Below are 17,644 nucleotides of genomic sequence, written 5' to 3' on the forward strand. Positions count from 1 at the left end.
CTCCTTGAAAAATTGCAACTAATTGCAACATTTATATTAAATTAAACAACCGCATCGTTGTATCAGGACCCTTATCGCCCTTCTGTTGCAACACCTCGGCGCCAACGAATGAGTTCTCTGAAACCCTTATTGTGTATAACTGCTTATCAAATAAAGACACCGCCTTTTGATTAATCACACATGAGGCGACCATCATATCTGGTTCCAGTATTGCCATTATGGTTTTCCCGGTATTTATAACAGAATCCACCAAAATAACATTCTTTGTTTTTGGTCTTACAAAAGTATCCTTCTTAGGATCATATGTTTGAAACTTACACCCTAACTTAAAATACATTCCTTCAGCAAAAAACAAACCGCCTCTTAGCATTGCAACTATTGTAGTATCCTCAGGATCTAACTCCAGGAATTTTTCTGCTAATAGTTCACCCAATTCCATATGTGCTTTGGCCAGAGATGGACCAGATATACCAGAATTAGATTTAGTTATAGCTATCAGTTCATTTACCCTACTATTCTTTTCGATTTCAAACAAGCACCAACCCCTCCAGATCTCTTCCACTAAGTGACGAACTTACAGAACCATCTTTTTTCAATACAAGATATGAAACATCAGCCTGCTTAAGCATGAAATAATCGTTCATGCTATCGCCAAAGGCTATTACTTTGCTTCCTCGCTCTTGTAAGAACTTAGCTATGAAATATTTTGTATCAGAGCACATCTTATGTCCGTAAAATAACGGAATGTTATATTTATCCGCTATCTGTTTCCACGAACCATAATGTCCTGTTGTGAGAATTACAGGATTTCCGTTTATCTTATCCTGTATATTTTCATTTAGCGTTATATTCATGGTTTCGATTGGCTGAATTGAATAATCAATGAATCTAAGATAATCTGATAATTCACGGTTATGCCTCCATGCCTGGAAACCCGAATAAAAATTGCCATCAAACAAATGTGTTTTATAACCAAGAAGCGCGCTAGTATCTTCTTTTATGAATGTCTTATCTCCATCAATTAGAGAAACAACATCAGCCTTGACAATCTCAGCCGTAATTTCTTTTGCAAAATTTACGCAGCTATACCCAGCAACAATACTATCTATAAACTCTAATATAATACTAATATCCGGAAAGAATCCTTTCCCTGGATTGTCAATAATATAAAAGTCTTTATTGTTTTCATGGCAATATGCACGCAAGGACTCCACCTCGAACTTCTGCCATTGTTCTATATCATATTGAAGATATTTGTTATTTCTTATTGAATCGGACATTCTTTCAGAAATAATCTTGGGATCCACATATAGATAGAGAAACGTGTCATACAACTGCCCGTCTGCTGCTGTAAAGACAACAGTGTCTCCAAAAGAGTAATGGCCGTCCATTATGAATCTGTCTTTTTGTCTTAACTGTAATGCCAGCTCTTGTCTTACTGCTTCTTTCTGAGCATCTGTAAGATCGTGGAAATTAGGAGCAAGTTCCTTTAGCCGGGAACTTCCAGAAAGAACCTCCAGGTTTCTTACCGCACTAAGAATATAAGATTTGCCAGCTGTAGGTAATCCATATAATCCTATTCGCATAAACTCTCCTTATAGCAATGATTTCTATCAAAATCAAAATTCAGTGTTTCCAATTGTGAGAATGGCATGTCACTTTTTCCAAGCGGTGCCATATCAATACAATTGCCGCATATGTATACATTTCCATTCGCATAGAAGAAATTGTTCATTCCTGCTCCGCACATTCCTCCATACATCGTACAATCATATCCACCGGTCCTGACATTCAGATGTTCCGCTGCCTTTTTCAAAAAGACATTAAAATCATCAAGCGGAATGCCATATTGTCCAATCATTCTTGAAAATGTAATCCGATTGTCAAACTGCCTGAAGAATTCTATAGTCTCTTCAGCATGTTGCAAAACATCCTCACCAACTGTGCAGTTCATGGACGGGTACTTTCCATAAACTTCTTTATACAGCATAATCTTCTCCATGACCTTGTCATGCGTTCCACAACGGTATTTATCGTGAATTGACTTTATTCCATCGATAGAAAACCCAACATTCACATGATATTTCTTGAAAAAAAGCAACATATCTTCGTTAAGTAAAATTCCATTCGATATGGTATACGCTGCAATCTTTCCGTTTTCAAGATATTCTGCAATATACAACAGATATTCTTTTAGAAGTTCAAAATCAAGCAACGGCTCCCCGTTGCCTACAAATCCTATTTTGAATATAGGGATATTGTTCTTTTCAATACTGTCCATTACATTATCCAGTATTTTTAAAACATCCATATTCTGAACATCGATACTTGATTTCTTTTCATGAAAATGGCAATATTTGCAGGCAAGATTACAACGATTATTTATAGATATACAAATTCTATCAACCATTGTATCTTCGTCTACCTCCTCCATTGTTATTAAATTTCTTTCTATTATTATCGCCTTTTCTGAAGTTATCTCCTTTACGTCTTCCTGTCTCAAGGAATTCATGATATCTTCCTTCTGCAGTATATCCGTCACGATCAACAATTTTGGTATCTGCACCAGCCTCAATTAACAAATCTCTGCACTCAAGCCACCCCCAATAGCATGCCTTAATCAATGCAGTAAATCCATTTCCATCCTGCTGGTTAAGACTTGTTCGTTCGTCAGCAATCAATTCCCTGACATACTCCAACTTATTATCCCAGGCTGCAATCATGAGAGGCATATTACCGTCGTTCTTCTGTCTGATTTTTCCAGCATCATGAGGATTACGACTACCCACATTTGGATTTGCTTTACACTCATGTAACAGGAATTTAAACATCTCAAAATCCCAGTTCTGAATAGAATGTGACAATGGCGGAAAATAATACTTTCCGCAATCTCTTCTATTAACATCAGCTCCATGTGCAATTAACCATTTAATCTTTTCCTGACGCTGATTCATTGGCATTCTCTTATTTCTTACTACGGAGATAATCAGTGTATTACCATCTGGAAGGTATGCATTTATATCATCAGCATTTGGTATCTTGATTTTGAGAATACGCTCAACATCGTCATATGAATCTGCATAGTAATCATTCAGCTTCTTAAGACTATTGATGTCCATAAGATTCTGCTTTGTAATCATGTATTCTTCCAAGAATAAAGCCCTAACAGTCTCATGACCACTTAATCGAGCGGCAAAACCAGCATCATATGTGATAAGATCTGCTTCACAGCTAAATTCCTCTGCTGCTTGTTCCGCAACACCAATTATCTTGCAGTCATTATTATCGTCGGTTTCTTCTCCGGTATAATCCATTGTTATTACGTTTTCATTACCACCAATGCTCTTAAGCAACTGCCATGCCTTTGAAGCCAAGCCATTTGTGTTATGATCCTTTATATTATCTAATTCATCAACAACAATCTTAGGAATGATAACTCGACTATATTCTTTACTAAGTTCATCAATTAACTGAGGATTTTTTAATAGAGCCGACGTGTCGATGACTACTATTTTCTCTCCGCGTAAGAATAAAGCTTTCTGTTCGGGAGTCAGGCCTAATTTATCACAATAATCCTCTGCGAAACCACGAACAGTCTTGTATCCGGTGTCTCCACCAATCTTTTCTGCTCTGGATAATGTTGATTTATTGCATCCGATAAGTTCTGCCATTTCAGCTTGAGATTTTCCGTTTTTCTCTCTAAGCTCAATCATTCTTTTCCTTAAGAAATCACATTTTGCCTGTTCGTTCATAAAATCAAACCCTCCGTTTGGAAATAATCGTTCGCTAGCCCCTTACGGACCTGATTTGATAATAGCATTAAGTTGCATTTCTTTCAATATTTTTCACGATATTGCAACTATTTTTAAATAATTTCAACATCCCGCCTTTTATTCGGTGTTTTTGCAACCAAATATACACTTACGCAACCAACACTCGAATAAGATAAAAAAATGCAACCTACCAATGATAAATGCAACAAAAAAGCCTGCGAGCATCAGAACATACATCCCAACACCTGCAGGCTCACCTCTGTTTCCGTATTCACTTATACTCCCTGGCAGTAATCCAGGCTAATCCATCCAGCACCAGACTTCAATCTACCCCATCCCTTATCAGATCCTTTACCCTCTCTAACTTCAACGATAGTGAATACACCTATTCCAGTGTACTGTCCTGTCTTCGCTGTATTGGTTCCAGCACCTTTCCTGATATTCAAATCCGGAATACTTACCTTCACCAAAAACGGACAATCCACATTACCCATGCCATCTCCATATCCACCTTCATCCACCTCAGGATAAACCTGCTTTCTATTCCAGTCATAAACTTTATACCCCGGATGCTTATCAGCCATAGTCTTCGCATTAGTAAGCACTGTATATGCCCCAAGCTGAGAAGCAGCATCCTCCCAACTCTTTCTTACACGGTAATATTTCACCACATCAGAAGCCTCACCAGTAACATCGTACTGAGTCAGTTTCCACTTCTCAATGATGCTGCAAATTTTTTCTACATAGGTCAGCGAAGTCGCGTACCCGCCATCCTTGATGATCTGTGCCGCCTTCTTGTAATCAAGACAACCCTTAAGCCCATCATATCTAAGCTTACTGCCATTCTTGGCTCCAAGCAGATAAGCACTGTGGTCTGCAATGGAATCCTCCACACAACCATATCTTCGGAAATCAGCCGTAATAGTCACATAGCTTCCATCTGCCTTCTGCTCCTGTGTCTTCTTGGTATAAACAGAGCTGCCATCCCAAGTAGAACCGCCCCAGGTATTGCCCGAAAGTGATTTCTTCATTCCAAAACAGTTATTCGCCCCCTGCGCCAGTTCTGATTTTCCATAACCACTCTCCAGAATAAACTGCGCCATAGACACGGATGCCAAAATCCCTGACTTCTTCTGATCTGCCGTAAACAAAGGCCCAACCTTTGCAATCACCTGTCCCTCAGTCAGATTCTGAAACTCTCTTGCCTGCATCCCGGATGGAATCGCTTCTGTTTCTCCACCGCTAAGTCTCGCTGTAACCTTCGCAGCCAAATCCCCCAGTCTTGCATAAAGCCAGTTCCCCGGACAGCTCTTATTGGCAAACCAACGATGCACGGTAATGAGCATTTCATCCTCCTTCGGCTGATAGTCCAAAGACTTCTTCTTATCCCCAAACCAAAGCAGCTTCTTCTTTTCATTTCTCTGGCAGATATCCACGCACAAGTCAATCAGCCTGTCATAGACCACCTCATTCATAGCATACGGTTCCACCTTGCCGGAAGCGCACTCAATGGTAACTGCTCTCTGGTCATTCTCATTGCTGGAAGTACACCAGGAACGATTCTTTTCTTCCACATACAGTCCAACCCTGCCATCCTTATCAATACCATAATTAGAAGAGGCCTGGGTGGATGGTCTGTAAAACCAATCCCCCAAGCCTTCTGCTGTACACTGTCCTACAACACAGTGCGGCGATATTCTGTCAATTCTCTTTGTTCTCTGTCCGGAATGATTCGGACTAAGCAGCGTAAACGCCACCAAAGGACTATTCGTATACCCCATAATCACTCACCATCCTTTTTGTCCTCTTCACTGCGATCATGCAGCTGCTCCAGCACCTTCTTGAGTTTCTCCGGAATCGGCAACCCCAAATGTGCCGCATTCTCCAGCAATGAAATCCCCTCATTGCTGAGATAGAAAAAGATCACCGCCGTTCTTAAAATAGAACCATTTCCGATGACCTGCACATCCAACACATTTGCAATTCCTACCAACATAAAGATTAACACCTTCCTGCAGATTCCCTTGAAGCCAACCTCGGAAGAAAGCTTCTTATCGGAAATCGCACACATAATTCCCGTGATGTAATCCGCCACCACAAATAAAAGTAATGCCAGAATCAAACCGTCACATCCTCCCAGGAAATAGCCAAGCCAGCCCCCAATCCCGGTAAACACAAGCTGCACCATACTCCAAAACTCTTTCATATCCTCTCATCCTCCTTAAAATGTATATAGAAGAAGCAGCTGCCCCTCTTAGAGCAACTGCCTCATCCCAAAATTCCATCCCTATCAGCTGTCCTCTTCCGTCAGCTCATAGGTAATCTTCATCGTCTTATCCGTAGTCTTCACCACGGCAGTACTCAGATTGTTGATACTGGCCAGATACGGTGTCAGCAAAAAGCACATCCTGTAATCTGAGCCATAATTACCGCCCCAGCCAAAGCAGAATTCCTTGTACTGAAAAAGCGGCGTACCCAGATTCAGAAGCCTTGTACTTCCAACCGTCTGCACTACCGTATCATCCGGCTTAATTTGATAATCCCATCCGATAATCAGGTCATTTACCATAAACAGATAATTCGCACAGGTTCCGGAACCGGTCTGAGACTTCCCGGCAGAAGTAAATCCAAAAGGAATCAATGTCACATCCGTGGAATTACTGAGATTGATTTTATAAATGCCTGCATCGTCATAAGCTGTCAGATACAGATAACCATTACGGATAACACCTCTCACACCACGCTGAGCATAAGTATCAACCTTGAAATACCCAATCGCCTTCAAATAACAGTTGGATAAGGTCCATATACCTTCTGTCATGGTGTAATCATCCTTTTTAATCTTCACCCAGTACATCTTGGCATCTCCGGAAGAATTCGCCTGATTGGCAAACCCATACCAGTACCCGTCATGCCCGTCCAGAAAATCTCCATAAGGTGTATAGCTTCCGATAAACTTAAAGGTACTGCAGGGAATGACCTTCTCTTCCAGCAGGTCATTGGTCGTATCATTCAGCCTGTCATTCAGTCCCAGAGTAAACACCGGAAGCCTTCTCTTATGGATAATCACAGAGCTGTCCTGGAACCGCATGCTGATTAGGATATTGTTCTCAAAATCCACCTCCACCGCACTGAACAGCTCTGCAAGCTCCTCCACGGTCTGCGTCTCAAGTCTTGTTTCCATGATCTGATAAAAGGCAGCTTTGGAATTCTCCATACTGCCATAAGCAGCCACACCGCCCTGTTTGGAAGTCAGTGCCACCGCTGCAATGGTTCCATTTCCCTGACTTGGTGTAAACTCCCACACAAACCGGTAACCGTTATCAAGTGGCTTACTCTCTGTCAGATTCATACTTCCCCTTGCCACGTCTGCAGTGGCATTGACATCGTTGGAGGCATATGCCACCGGGAGCTTTGCAGTGGATGGATAAATATTGTCCGCATCCTCTGTCAAAGCTTCCGAATAAAGCAGTATGCCCCCAATCATGTTAGGGCAGATGGGAATCAGATTATTATTCCAGAGCAGATGCGTATCATACTCCCCTGCCACAGAATAAAAAATACCCATAGGATTCAAACCCAGGATATGATTTACCGCATTCGTCACCATATTCTCTTCCTGTACTCTTTCCACCACTTCCCCGGTGGCATCGTCAATCATCTCGATGACCATATTTCCTTTCAGCTTCATCCTTACCTACCTTTCCACCGGCATAGCAAACGCGCCGATTCCAATTCTTCCATGAACCACATCCCTGTAGGTTCTCTTCACAAGCTCATCAATCTTCCAGGTGATATTCTCATCAACAGCGGTCATCTGAAGCACACCACCGACTTTTACTTTCTTAATGGTTTCCTCTATCTTAATCTCACCATCCCAGGCTTCCCCGGCACCCATAGACTGACCCATAATCGCGGCAAGACAGTCTCCGGTATCCACCGTAACCGTTCCACCCGTTGCCCTTGCATACACATTGAAAATATTTCTGTAATTCGCCACCAGATTCTCAATCGGATAATACAGCATGATGGAATGCTTTCCGGAATGCCAGGTTTCTTCCGGCTGATGAATCTCGATGATGTTATCATTAAACTCAAAGGTAAAATGAACCACCACCTGACCGTCTTCCTTCCAGACTACAGGCAGTTCCACAGACAGCGTCTGCTCTTTTGTCTTGCCAATCACCTTAGGCTCCTCAGATATATCTCCCTCTGACGCATCCCCCGTAGCGACACCACCATCTTCAGAGCCGGTAACCTCACTTTCTGTACCATTTTCTTCCTCAGGCAGCGCCTCTTCAACTTTCTCTGTAACTTCCACCGAAGGAATCACCACATCCCCTCTTGCAACCACAGACCTTTCCACCTGGTCTGCATTCACTACCACAATCACAGACCCAAAGAACTGCGCCATAACCGCTTCATTCGGTGCAAACTCGATGGATATGATCTTCACATCACTCTCACCTACCGTAAAAGAGCTGGCATTGGTAAAGGTATGAATACCAATCTTGCCAGCTTCCTTATTATCTATGATCTGATTCAACAGACCGCTGATGTTCTTATCATTCTTGGACTTAGCATGTGCCAGTCTCGGATTCTTACCCACACCCTTCAGTGTGTGCTTCCCACCAATCTTACACTGCATGGAAGTGATAGCAGATATCCTGTTTTCGTCTGCCTGTCCACCCTTAAACCGGATCACATCTCCCAAGTCTAAAGCGGGATTTCCAATAGTGTCTGAATCAAAGGGAACATAATCCACAACAGCCAGGTCATTTAAGATATTCATGCACAGCTGCTCTCTGGTCTCTTTCAAGCCAAACTGCAACAGCGGATTCACTCCAAGATTCATTGTCAGCCCATCATCCGGTTCAAGATGATAATACTCTGCCGTTTCCGTTTTCATGTTGGTAGAAGAAACCGCTGTGTATCTTGTGATAAAATCGGAAAAGCTGCTTGTAAAGCGGTGCTTTGTTTCCAGTTCCATCACCGGCTCATTACCATACTTCCTCAGCTCCAGCTTACCCTCTCTGTTGATACAGAAAAACCCACCAAGAACCTGCCCCACATAGTAGAGCACATCCCGGTAGGTCTCAATATCATTCTCCGTATAAATGGAAAGCAGCTCTGTTCCATTGGGCATCGCTTCATAGTCTGCCTGGCTCTGTGCCATCTCTACCTTACAGGCCTTGCAGCACAGGCTCACAAAATCATACACCGTGCCGATGGTTTCAAAGCCATTGAAGCTTTTATCAAACCGAAGCATAAAATCATAGGCTTTCAGCTCCAACGTCTTGATATTTCGGTTAGCCTCCGACACCTCAAAGATTCCCATTGGAACCCCTTCATAAGAGCCATCCGGTAACTTCAGATGATAGAACAATTCCACCAGAGCATCTTCCAAAGTATATCTATCAATGTCAGATAATAACGTAATCCCCATCTCCACTGCATACACCGTACCAAGCTCAATCTCCGTAGAGCCGCAGCACTGACTTGAAATGTAGCCACTTCCCTTTACGATATCATCAGCACCAAACTCATGTATGGTACCCTTCGTTGTCGTAATCCTTCCTGACCAATAATATCTTCTTGTGTTCTCCTGCACCGCTTGCAGGAACGCTTCACTAACCGGATACAAAAGACCACCTCCAATAAAATAGGCATCTGCATACTTGCAAATGCCTTAACTATCACATAATTAAATGTTTTTGATTAGACCTTAGATACTGTTCAATGCTAAATCTATGACAAACACTAAATACTTCCGGAGGTGCTTTTTCAAAGTCTGAAGCCTTAATTATAGGACAGAAATCATACCCAATTGCAAGTTTAACACCCATACGGTCTTTATATTTATATGGTTCACAAAATCCAATAATATAGTACTTTTTATTTCTCTCCAAACTATTGACATCAACAACCTTTTCTATATCCGGACGATATATATTTATGTGATCGCAAATAGTTAATGTACGACAGCCTTGAATATAGGGGCGAATTGTCGTGAAAGTCACATGCTTATCCCAACTCTTCTTATACTTTCCTGTCAAGATGACAGGTCTTCCTTGACACTTTTCTAATTCTTCTCTGACGTAATTCTTAAGATACTTGTCGTCTTTTTGTTCTCCATATTCTACATCTATTGTTTTTATTAATTCTCCTTTATGAAATCTGTAAGAACCAGCGTCGTATTGAAGCATTTCATTGTCAAGAAAAAGCCTTAAATCTCTTCCATTTTGTGTTTTATTTGAGATACATGAAGAATTAAAAACAAAATCAAAAATGGTTTTTGAGCAAAGCTGCTTTCTAATACCATCCCATTCAACATTGTTCTTTCTTTGAAGTTTCTTTATCTCAACAGTATTCTTCTCTCCATGAAAACTGAACTGAAATCCCCAGAATACAATCATCAATATTCCATTCGATTTACCCTCATCATAAAATACATCTATTGTTTTGGGCTGATTTATATCCTCTATACCTTTTAACAGATTATATAGATGCCTTCTAAATCTGTAACCCAATTTTGCTTCATTTTGTTTTACATATGTATTCAACAAGTTCAACGCGGCGCATCCCAAAAATGCATCCGGAACCTTTTCATAATGTACATAATTCAAAAGAACCAAACATTTCGCAGCATCTTTATCAGATACTGTTTCCTTCTCTTCATTCTTTTGTAAAGCCAAAACTATATTTTTAAGTTCATTGACCTCATCTTTGAATCCCATAATACCAACTCCGATTTAATACAATTTATATCTATATTACTATATATGGTTGTGATTTCAAACTTATTTTACATCTCTTTCAGCGTGAAACTCACAATCCACAGTCCCTTATAGCTCGTATCCTTCTTAAGCTTTGCCTTGAATCCTTCCACATACATTTCCGTCTGCCTCACACTTGCAGTTTCCGGATCAAAGAACCCAACCCGAATCTTCTCCTGCTGTTTATACCCGGTAAGTAATCTCATCCACTTCTGGGTAACAGAGAAGGAAACAGAAATAGTCACAACACCAGTTCTCACCACATCCCTCTGCACGGTTCCTGCTTCTGTTTCTCCACCACTGTCTGCTTCCTTATCTGCCATATCCACTTCATAACTATCCGGCAGAGGAAGATCCACGCCATCAAAATTCAAATATTGAAAAAATGCCATCGCTTATCTCCCTCCACTTCTTAGATTTGCTCTCTGCTGGGCATTCACAATCACTTCATCCAGCATCGTACCGCCAAGGTACACAGGAATGACTATATCTCCATTGCCACCACTAACAGATGAAACTGCATCCTTAATTGCTGATACAAAACTTCCCATATCTGCACTTGATACAGAACCACCACCTGCCATTGCCATCTGACCTGCATTCACCTGAGGATTCACCACCATATCTGCCGCAAGTCCACTGACCGCATCCTTTACCATGCCCTTGCTCTTCTCAATACCCTTAGCCAGTCCAGACATAAAGTCAGGCATCCAGCTCTCGTATTCCGTCAGAGGTCCTTCATCCGGTACGGAGAAATGCAGGAAGGATTTGATTGCGTCAGCCACACTGCAAACCGCATCCTTCACCTTTCCGATGCAGGACTTGATACCATTCACAATGCCATTGATGATATCAGCACCCCAGCTGAACGCCGAAGAAGCCAGATTCTTAATGAAATTCACCGCATTTGTAAATCCATTCTTGATGGTGTTATAGATACCCGAAATGGTATTCTTAATCCCATTCCACATCGCACTGAAAGCAGTGGACACCGCCGTCTTAATGGCATTCACAACGGTAGTCACCGTGTTCTTAATGCCGTTCCAAACTGTCGTGATGGTATTCTTGATGCCATTAACCACTGTGGTAACCACATTTTTGATGGCATTCCACACTGTAGAAAATACCGTCTTAATGGCATTCAGCACAGCCATAATTGCTGTCTTAATAGTATTCCATGCAGTAGTAAGGAATGTACTGATTGCCTTAACAACCGTAGTCACCACGGTCTTGATTCCATTCCAGATGGTCGTAAAGAAGGTGGAAATCGCATTCCAGATTGTCTCAGCCACAGACTTAATTGTATTCCACATCGTACTAAGGAAGTTACTGATTGCATTTACAACGGTAGTAAAGGTATTCTTGATTCCTTCCCAAAGCCCGGTAAAGAAAGAAGCCAAGCCATTCCAAACCGTTTCCGCTGTAGTCTTGATAAACTCCCATGCCGCCGCAAAGAATTCCTTCAAGGCTTCCCAGACTGCAACCGCAATCTCCTTGATGCTTTCCCACAAATCAATCCAGAACTGCCGGAACTCATCACAGTTATTCCAAAGATAGATAAACGCCGCCACCAAGGCCACAATAGCAGCAATAATCAGAACAATCGGATTGGCAAGCATGGTGGCATTCAGTGCCAGAAATGCAGTCTTCACTGCCTTAATCACACCCACCACCTTTGGCACAATGGTCATAATCGTACCCACTGCCGTAATGATTTTGCCAATGATAATCAGTACCGGGCCCAGCGCCGCCGCAATCAGTGCAACCGTCACAATGGTTTCCTTCACACCGTCCGGCATACTGTTTAGTACATCAATAAAACCCTGCACCCATCCAACAATCTTTTTCACCGCCGGTAACAGAATCTCGCCAAAAGAAATGGCCAGCTCCTGCAACTGAGATTTCAGTATAGTGAGCTGACCTTCCAGGTTATTATTCATGGTGTCTGCCATACTCTGTGCAGCACCGTTACAGTTATCTATCGCTCCTGAGAGCTTCGCAATGTCCCCTTCTCCTGCATTCATAAGTGCAAGGAAACCTGACATAGCATTCTTTCCAACCAGACTTTCTGCAGCCGCAGCCTTCTCCGATTCTGACAAACCACTAAATGCTGTTCTACAGTCAGCCAGAATATCCGACAAATCCCTCATGGAACCATCTGCATTGGTGGTGGCAACTGTTACCTCACCAATATTTTCCCCACAAATCTTAACCTCTCCGGAAAGATTTGTCATAATAGTTCGAAGGGAAGTACCTGCCTGAGTGGACTTGATTCCCGCATTCGCCATCAGACCAATCGCTTCAGCAGTATCTTCAACTGAAAACCCCAAAGCGCCTGCAATCGGCGCACAGTACTTAAAGGTCTCACCCATCATCGATACATTTGTATTGGCATTACTTGAAGCCGCCGCCAATACATCTGCAAAATGCCCCGAATCCTGAGCTGACAAGCCAAAGGCGGTAAGTGCATCCGTTACGATATCAGAAGTGGTCGCCAAATCTTCTCCCGAAGCAGCCGCCAGGTTCATAACTCCTTCGATACCGGAAAGCATGTCCTCTGTCTTCCAGCCAGCCATTGCCATGTAGTTCATAGCCTCAGCCGCTTCCGATGCAGAGAACTTCGTCTTGCTTCCCATCTCCCTGGCTTTCTTTGTAAGAGCCTCCAAATCACTACCGGTAGCTCCCGATACCGCCGCCACCTTACTCATGGCAGCTTCAAAATCTGCCGCAGTCTTAACCGATGCCGTACCAAGAGCCGTTACTGTCGCAGTAACCGGAAGAAGTTTCTTTCCCGCCCCTTCAATGTTACTACCCACATCCTTTAACTTCTCACCAGTGGCAGAAATCTTCTGTAATGCCGTAGCTGACTGGTTCGCCTGCTCCTCCAGTCTCTTTAACTCATTCTCAGTTTCAATAATCTCTCTTTGCAGAGCATCATACTGATCCTTGGAAATCGTTCCATCATTCAGAGCCTTTTCTGCCTGCTCCGCTGCAGTCTTTAAAGTCTCCAGCTTCTCCTTCGTTTCCTTAACCGCATCCCCAAGCAGCTTATGCTTCTGAGCCAAAAGTTCCGTATTACCAGGATCCAGCTTAAGAAGCTTTTCCACATCCTTAAGCTGTGCCTGCGTATTCCTGATTTCGGTATTAACGCCCTTTAATGCTGTTTGAAGTTTCGTGGTATCGCCGCCGATTTCAATGGTGATACCTTTAATTCTCGATGCAGCCATACCGAACCTCCCTTCTAAAACCGGTCAAAATCAGCCTGTGTAGCAATCACACTGTACTTCCTGTCCGCATCCTGGTCATTTCCGCTCTCCACATACATGTCATTCACCATTCCGATGGTCAAAAGATCCAAATCCCGAATCGAGATTCCCAGCTGAACGCATCGGAGCAGAAACAGCGGTGTTGTCATCTGGCGGTCTGTTGCACGAAGTTTTTTTTAGCCTCAGCATCCGATCTGACATTTAATCCCCAAAGCTCAATAATCTTTGGAAGCACCTGATAAATACTGAACGTATTAAAAGCATCCAGCCACTCTTCCGGTGTATCAGGAATATTCGGATCCGCATGCTTCGCCATAACATAGGCAATGTTTTCAAACATCTCCAGAGAGAACAAATCCAGGTTGCTCACCTCTTCGCTGTTGCTGTCAATCGCCTTCTCCAAAGAAGCCAGATCCTTGTAGATATCTCGTTGGAACTTCATCCTGTATATTCTCGGAATCGCAGCACTTGCTCTGAAAGGCACCTGCTTTCCGTCAATTTCGATATTCTTAATCATGCTCATAAAATAAGTCCTCTCTTTCCACATTAAGCAAAAGAGCCAGGACATTTCTGCCCCAGCTCACCACTTCTTATTCTGCATCTGTATTCACACCGGTAATAGTAGGCATATACACTGCCTTGTACCAATCGGCATAAACGGTACTGTCTGTCTCATTACCAGTCTTGGCTTTAACCACACCACTTGCAAGCGGTGTCGCCTTGATGGTAAGAGTTTCTGTCTGTACCTCTCTGCTTTCTTCATTTGTCTTGCCCTCAATACCGGGTCTAGAAGCAGAACAGTTATAAAGCACATGACGGATGTGCTTCACATCTCCATCAAACTCGAAAAGAAGTGCAAATCTGTTCAATTCAGAATTCGCATCCTCAATCAGAACCTTGTTGTCATCCAAGGTCTCATTCAAAGCAGACACTCTGAAATCCTCCGGAATCATTGCAAGCTCCAAATCGCCATCATAACCCATGTTGTTATTGATGACATAATACGCAGTACCATCTGCATAGAAATTCTCCGGTTCTCCATTGGCATCCAGAGAAATCGAAACTGCACCGGGCAATGCCACAGGCTTATCGAAGGAAACCACACCCTCTTCATCCACCTTAAGCATTGCGTAGTGTGCATTCTTAAGATTATATTTGACCTTATTCTTAGCCATTATTCAAACCCTCCATATCAAAACTGTACATGACCTCATAAAGCTTCTCGCTCTGGATCCATGTTTCCGACTTGTTATAAAAAATCTCGTGTCTGTCCAAGACATCCTCCAGTCTCGACTCCAAGGCAACATCCTTGAAATCGGTGTACATCTCAATCCTGACCTCATTCAATTTGAAATACACCCTTCCATCAGCGGCGAAGTTATCACTACCAGGAATCAGATAACAAATGAATGGCGGTTCAGGACTTTCTCCCTCTGCAAAGTGGTCATATGCAAAAGGAATCTTTAACTCCTGCAACATCTCCACTAAGTTTTCTATTGTCATTTCAATGCCGCCTCCACTTCTCTTACCAAAAGCTCAGCTGCAGCCTCTTCTGCGGTCGCGATATGCGGAAAGGCTCTCGTTCTGCCACCACCACGCTTGGCATGTCCAAATTCAAGCAGGTGAGCCAGCTGATATCTATTCTTGGAATGCACTGTGACTTCCATCGCATTTGCATTTTCCTTTGTAGTCTTAACCGCCCAACTCTTTTTATATTTTCCTGTTCTTACAGGAGCTCCTGCCTGTACATCACTTTTGGCTTTATTGCCTGCTTTCTTCACAGCGGCCTTCATATCCTCTGTTGCAAGGTCAGCGTATTCCTGCAAACCTTCCATAATGACATGAGCCATCTGATCCACTTTGCATCTATCCGTTGCCATGCTTACCGCCTCACTTTCCTACAGCTGAATTTCAGACACTTTTTCCTGAAATTCATATGATCCACATTCGTGATATCATAAATCTCATCCTTAAAAATAACCCTGTGAGTAGTAGAACTAATCTCAGATGCCTTCTGACAGTATCTGATTGTTACCGTCATACCCACATCCTCAACAATAGTTCCAGCCTCTTCCTTTTCCTTTGAGCTTGCCATACCCTCACCACCAATCGTGGCGTGACAAGTATAGAAATCTTCCCAACCGTTCTTATGATTTCCGATAGAATCTGTAATCACAGTATTCTTCTGGAAGGTTACTTTTTCATTCATCAAAGACACATTCAAAGCAATCCCTCCCATCAAAATCCCGGAGTTCTAATTCCAAACAGCAACGCCCTAAGTCCAACAGTAAGTGCTCTATGGTCTGCATCCTCACGGTGTTCATACAGATAAGCCACCGCATACATAACCGCAATCTTACTCACAGGCTGTTTTTCAAACTCTTCAAGGTCTGTAAACCTCGCTACATCCATACATATCTGCTGACTTTGTGCAATGATGCCTTCAAGCAGTACATCATCGTCATCGAAGTCCACCCTCAGATAATTCTTCATTTCTTCTAATGTCACTACCATCACATCACCTCATAAAATCAGGCGATGCCATTACAGCACCGCCCTTAGTCTCAGTTACTCTTAAGATGCAGATCCAGAAGAAGTACCGGCCTTCATCTGAAGAACCTTGATAGCCTCAGGAAGAATAAGCTTACCATCGACTCTCTGAGTTCCCATGAATCCGACCTGACCGTTTGCTGCATAAAGCTCGGAAAGCTTCTTGAAGGTTCTGCCCTGACGATCAGCAATCCAGTAATACTTGAAATCACCGAATGCGATAGTCTTTGCTCCTGCAGCTGCAGTTGGCATAAATGCAGAAGTCTTCACAGGTCTGCCAAGGATAGTGTCAGGTGTACCAGCAACTAAAGAAGGCTGCCATAAGTACTGACCGGTAGAATCCTTAAGCTTACGGATCTGCTTTACAGTTGCATCATTAAGTACCCAAACCGCATTCTTACGGTAAGGAGCCTTAAGACTGTAGAAGAGATCAATCACCTCATCAGCTGTAATTGCTGTTGCAGAAGCTGCAGTTACACCAACCTCAGCACCGTCCTTTGCAGCAAGAATACCAAGAGGCTTGCCTTTACCATCGCCATTGAAGAAGGACTCTTCCTCTCTTGCACCGATACGTCTTGCAAACTCCTTGGAAATATATGCTTCAAGGTCAAACACGCTATCAGCAAGAAGTTCCTCGGAAACCTTAATCATAGTTCCAAGCTTGTAAGCACCGATAGATACCTGGCTGAATGCATCATCAGATTCGGTGTAAGCACCTTCCTCATCAACCCAGCTTGCAGTACCCTTAGAAGCTACAACCGGAATCTTACGATCACCGCTGGAAGTCTTAATTACATGTGCAAGAGTACGGAATACGTTCTCTTCCTCAAGTGCTTCCACAAGTGTTCTCTCGAATTCATCAGGCACTAAATAACCACCCTCTGAATCGGTACCTTCCTGAAGTGCATTAAGCACAGAAGGCATAGGAGCCTTAACTCTCATCGCATTCCAGAACGAACCCTTGTACTCATCAGAAGCACGTCCTGTCTTTTCAGTTTCATCTTTACCCATCTTTGCACCCGGCTTTCCGGTAAGTGGAGTACTTGTAGCCTTAGAAAGCTCTGCATCAATCGCAGCCTGTCTCTCAAGTCTCTCGATTTCCTTACCTAAATTCATAACATCCTGTTCCATCTTGTCGTAGGTTGCAGTGTCTTCCTCGGAGAGCATACCGTCTGCACCTCTCTTGGCATCAAGGAACTGCTTTGCAGCATCCCAAGCCTTTGCTCTTTTTTCTCTAAGCTCTAAAATCTTGCTCATCTTGAAAATCCTCCATTTTCTG

At 42.9% G+C, this 17,644-nt stretch carries 19 protein-coding genes; all 19 read right to left on the reverse strand.

The genetic code is table 11. The features are described 5' to 3' along the window. Positions 1-31: 31 nt before the first annotated feature. Complete coding sequence (locus tag QJ036_RS00945; protein ID WP_283229552.1) at positions 32-535, reverse strand: phosphoribosyltransferase; 504 nt, start codon at positions 533-535, stop codon at positions 32-34. Next, positions 528-1,586, reverse strand: a complete 1,059-nt coding sequence (locus QJ036_RS00950; RefSeq protein WP_283229553.1) for an HAD hydrolase family protein — start codon at positions 1,584-1,586, stop codon at positions 528-530. The genes QJ036_RS00945 and QJ036_RS00950 overlap by 8 nt, the downstream gene beginning before the upstream one ends. Continuing rightward, on the reverse strand, positions 1,577-2,512 hold the full coding sequence (locus QJ036_RS00955; RefSeq protein WP_283229554.1) for a radical SAM protein: 936 nt from the start codon (positions 2,510-2,512) through the stop codon (positions 1,577-1,579). Before QJ036_RS00955 ends, QJ036_RS00950 begins: the two co-directional genes overlap by 10 nt. Beyond that, the gene (locus tag QJ036_RS00960; protein ID WP_283229555.1) at positions 2,403-3,752 is read right to left on the reverse strand and encodes an ankyrin repeat domain-containing protein; all 1,350 of its coding nucleotides are present in this window, start codon (positions 3,750-3,752) and stop codon (positions 2,403-2,405) included. Before QJ036_RS00960 ends, QJ036_RS00955 begins: the two co-directional genes overlap by 110 nt. A gap of 296 nt (positions 3,753-4,048) precedes the next feature. Continuing rightward, positions 4,049-5,554, reverse strand: a complete 1,506-nt coding sequence (locus tag QJ036_RS00965; protein WP_283229556.1) for a glucosaminidase domain-containing protein — start codon at positions 5,552-5,554, stop codon at positions 4,049-4,051. A gap of 2 nt (positions 5,555-5,556) precedes the next feature. Then, on the reverse strand, positions 5,557-5,979 hold the full coding sequence (locus QJ036_RS00970) for a phage holin family protein (protein ID WP_283229557.1): 423 nt from the start codon (positions 5,977-5,979) through the stop codon (positions 5,557-5,559). Positions 5,980-6,063: 84 nt separating this feature from the next. Beyond that, the gene (locus QJ036_RS00975; protein WP_283229558.1) at positions 6,064-7,464 is read right to left on the reverse strand and encodes a hypothetical protein; all 1,401 of its coding nucleotides are present in this window, start codon (positions 7,462-7,464) and stop codon (positions 6,064-6,066) included. 6 nt (positions 7,465-7,470) lie between these two features. Next, positions 7,471-9,417, reverse strand: a complete 1,947-nt coding sequence (locus QJ036_RS00980) for a hypothetical protein (RefSeq protein WP_283229559.1) — start codon at positions 9,415-9,417, stop codon at positions 7,471-7,473. A 52-nt stretch (positions 9,418-9,469) separates the two neighbouring features. After that, positions 9,470-10,510, reverse strand: a complete 1,041-nt coding sequence (locus tag QJ036_RS00985) for a hypothetical protein (RefSeq protein WP_283229560.1) — start codon at positions 10,508-10,510, stop codon at positions 9,470-9,472. 68 nt (positions 10,511-10,578) lie between these two features. Then, positions 10,579-10,941, reverse strand: a complete 363-nt coding sequence (locus tag QJ036_RS00990; protein ID WP_283229561.1) for a hypothetical protein — start codon at positions 10,939-10,941, stop codon at positions 10,579-10,581. Between the two features lie 3 nt (positions 10,942-10,944). Next, on the reverse strand, positions 10,945-13,776 hold the full coding sequence (locus QJ036_RS00995) for a phage tail tape measure protein (RefSeq protein WP_283229562.1): 2,832 nt from the start codon (positions 13,774-13,776) through the stop codon (positions 10,945-10,947). A gap of 14 nt (positions 13,777-13,790) precedes the next feature. Continuing rightward, positions 13,791-13,964 (reverse strand): hypothetical protein, encoded by a 174-nt coding sequence (locus QJ036_RS01000; RefSeq protein ID WP_283229563.1) that lies wholly within the window; start codon positions 13,962-13,964, stop codon positions 13,791-13,793. Next, positions 13,961-14,338: a hypothetical protein gene (locus QJ036_RS01005; protein WP_283229564.1), complete on the reverse strand. Its 378-nt coding sequence runs from the start codon at positions 14,336-14,338 to the stop codon at positions 13,961-13,963. Before QJ036_RS01005 ends, QJ036_RS01000 begins: the two co-directional genes overlap by 4 nt. 67 nt (positions 14,339-14,405) lie before the next feature. Continuing rightward, positions 14,406-14,990, reverse strand: a complete 585-nt coding sequence (locus QJ036_RS01010; protein WP_283229565.1) for a major tail protein — start codon at positions 14,988-14,990, stop codon at positions 14,406-14,408. Beyond that, a complete protein-coding gene (locus QJ036_RS01015; protein WP_331487452.1) occupies positions 14,983-15,318 on the reverse strand; it encodes a hypothetical protein in 336 nt (111 codons plus the stop codon). Before QJ036_RS01015 ends, QJ036_RS01010 begins: the two co-directional genes overlap by 8 nt. Continuing rightward, positions 15,315-15,695, reverse strand: coding sequence for an HK97 gp10 family phage protein (locus QJ036_RS01020; protein WP_283229566.1), 381 nt, complete (start codon positions 15,693-15,695; stop codon positions 15,315-15,317). Before QJ036_RS01020 ends, QJ036_RS01015 begins: the two co-directional genes overlap by 4 nt. Before the next feature lie 2 nt (positions 15,696-15,697). After that, positions 15,698-16,039 carry a phage head closure protein gene (locus QJ036_RS01025; RefSeq protein ID WP_283229567.1) on the reverse strand — a complete coding sequence of 114 codons (342 nt, stop codon included), beginning with the start codon at positions 16,037-16,039 and terminating at the stop codon, positions 15,698-15,700. Between the two features lie 14 nt (positions 16,040-16,053). Then, positions 16,054-16,329: a head-tail connector protein gene (locus QJ036_RS01030; RefSeq protein ID WP_283229568.1), complete on the reverse strand. Its 276-nt coding sequence runs from the start codon at positions 16,327-16,329 to the stop codon at positions 16,054-16,056. 60 nt (positions 16,330-16,389) lie between these two features. Then, positions 16,390-17,622 carry a phage major capsid protein gene (locus QJ036_RS01035; RefSeq protein WP_283229569.1) on the reverse strand — a complete coding sequence of 411 codons (1,233 nt, stop codon included), beginning with the start codon at positions 17,620-17,622 and terminating at the stop codon, positions 16,390-16,392. Positions 17,623-17,644 lie beyond the last annotated feature (22 nt).

It is taken from the genome of Fusibacillus kribbianus (assembly GCF_030053595.1).
Classification (GTDB): domain Bacteria; phylum Bacillota; class Clostridia; order Lachnospirales; family Lachnospiraceae; genus Lientehia; species Lientehia kribbiana.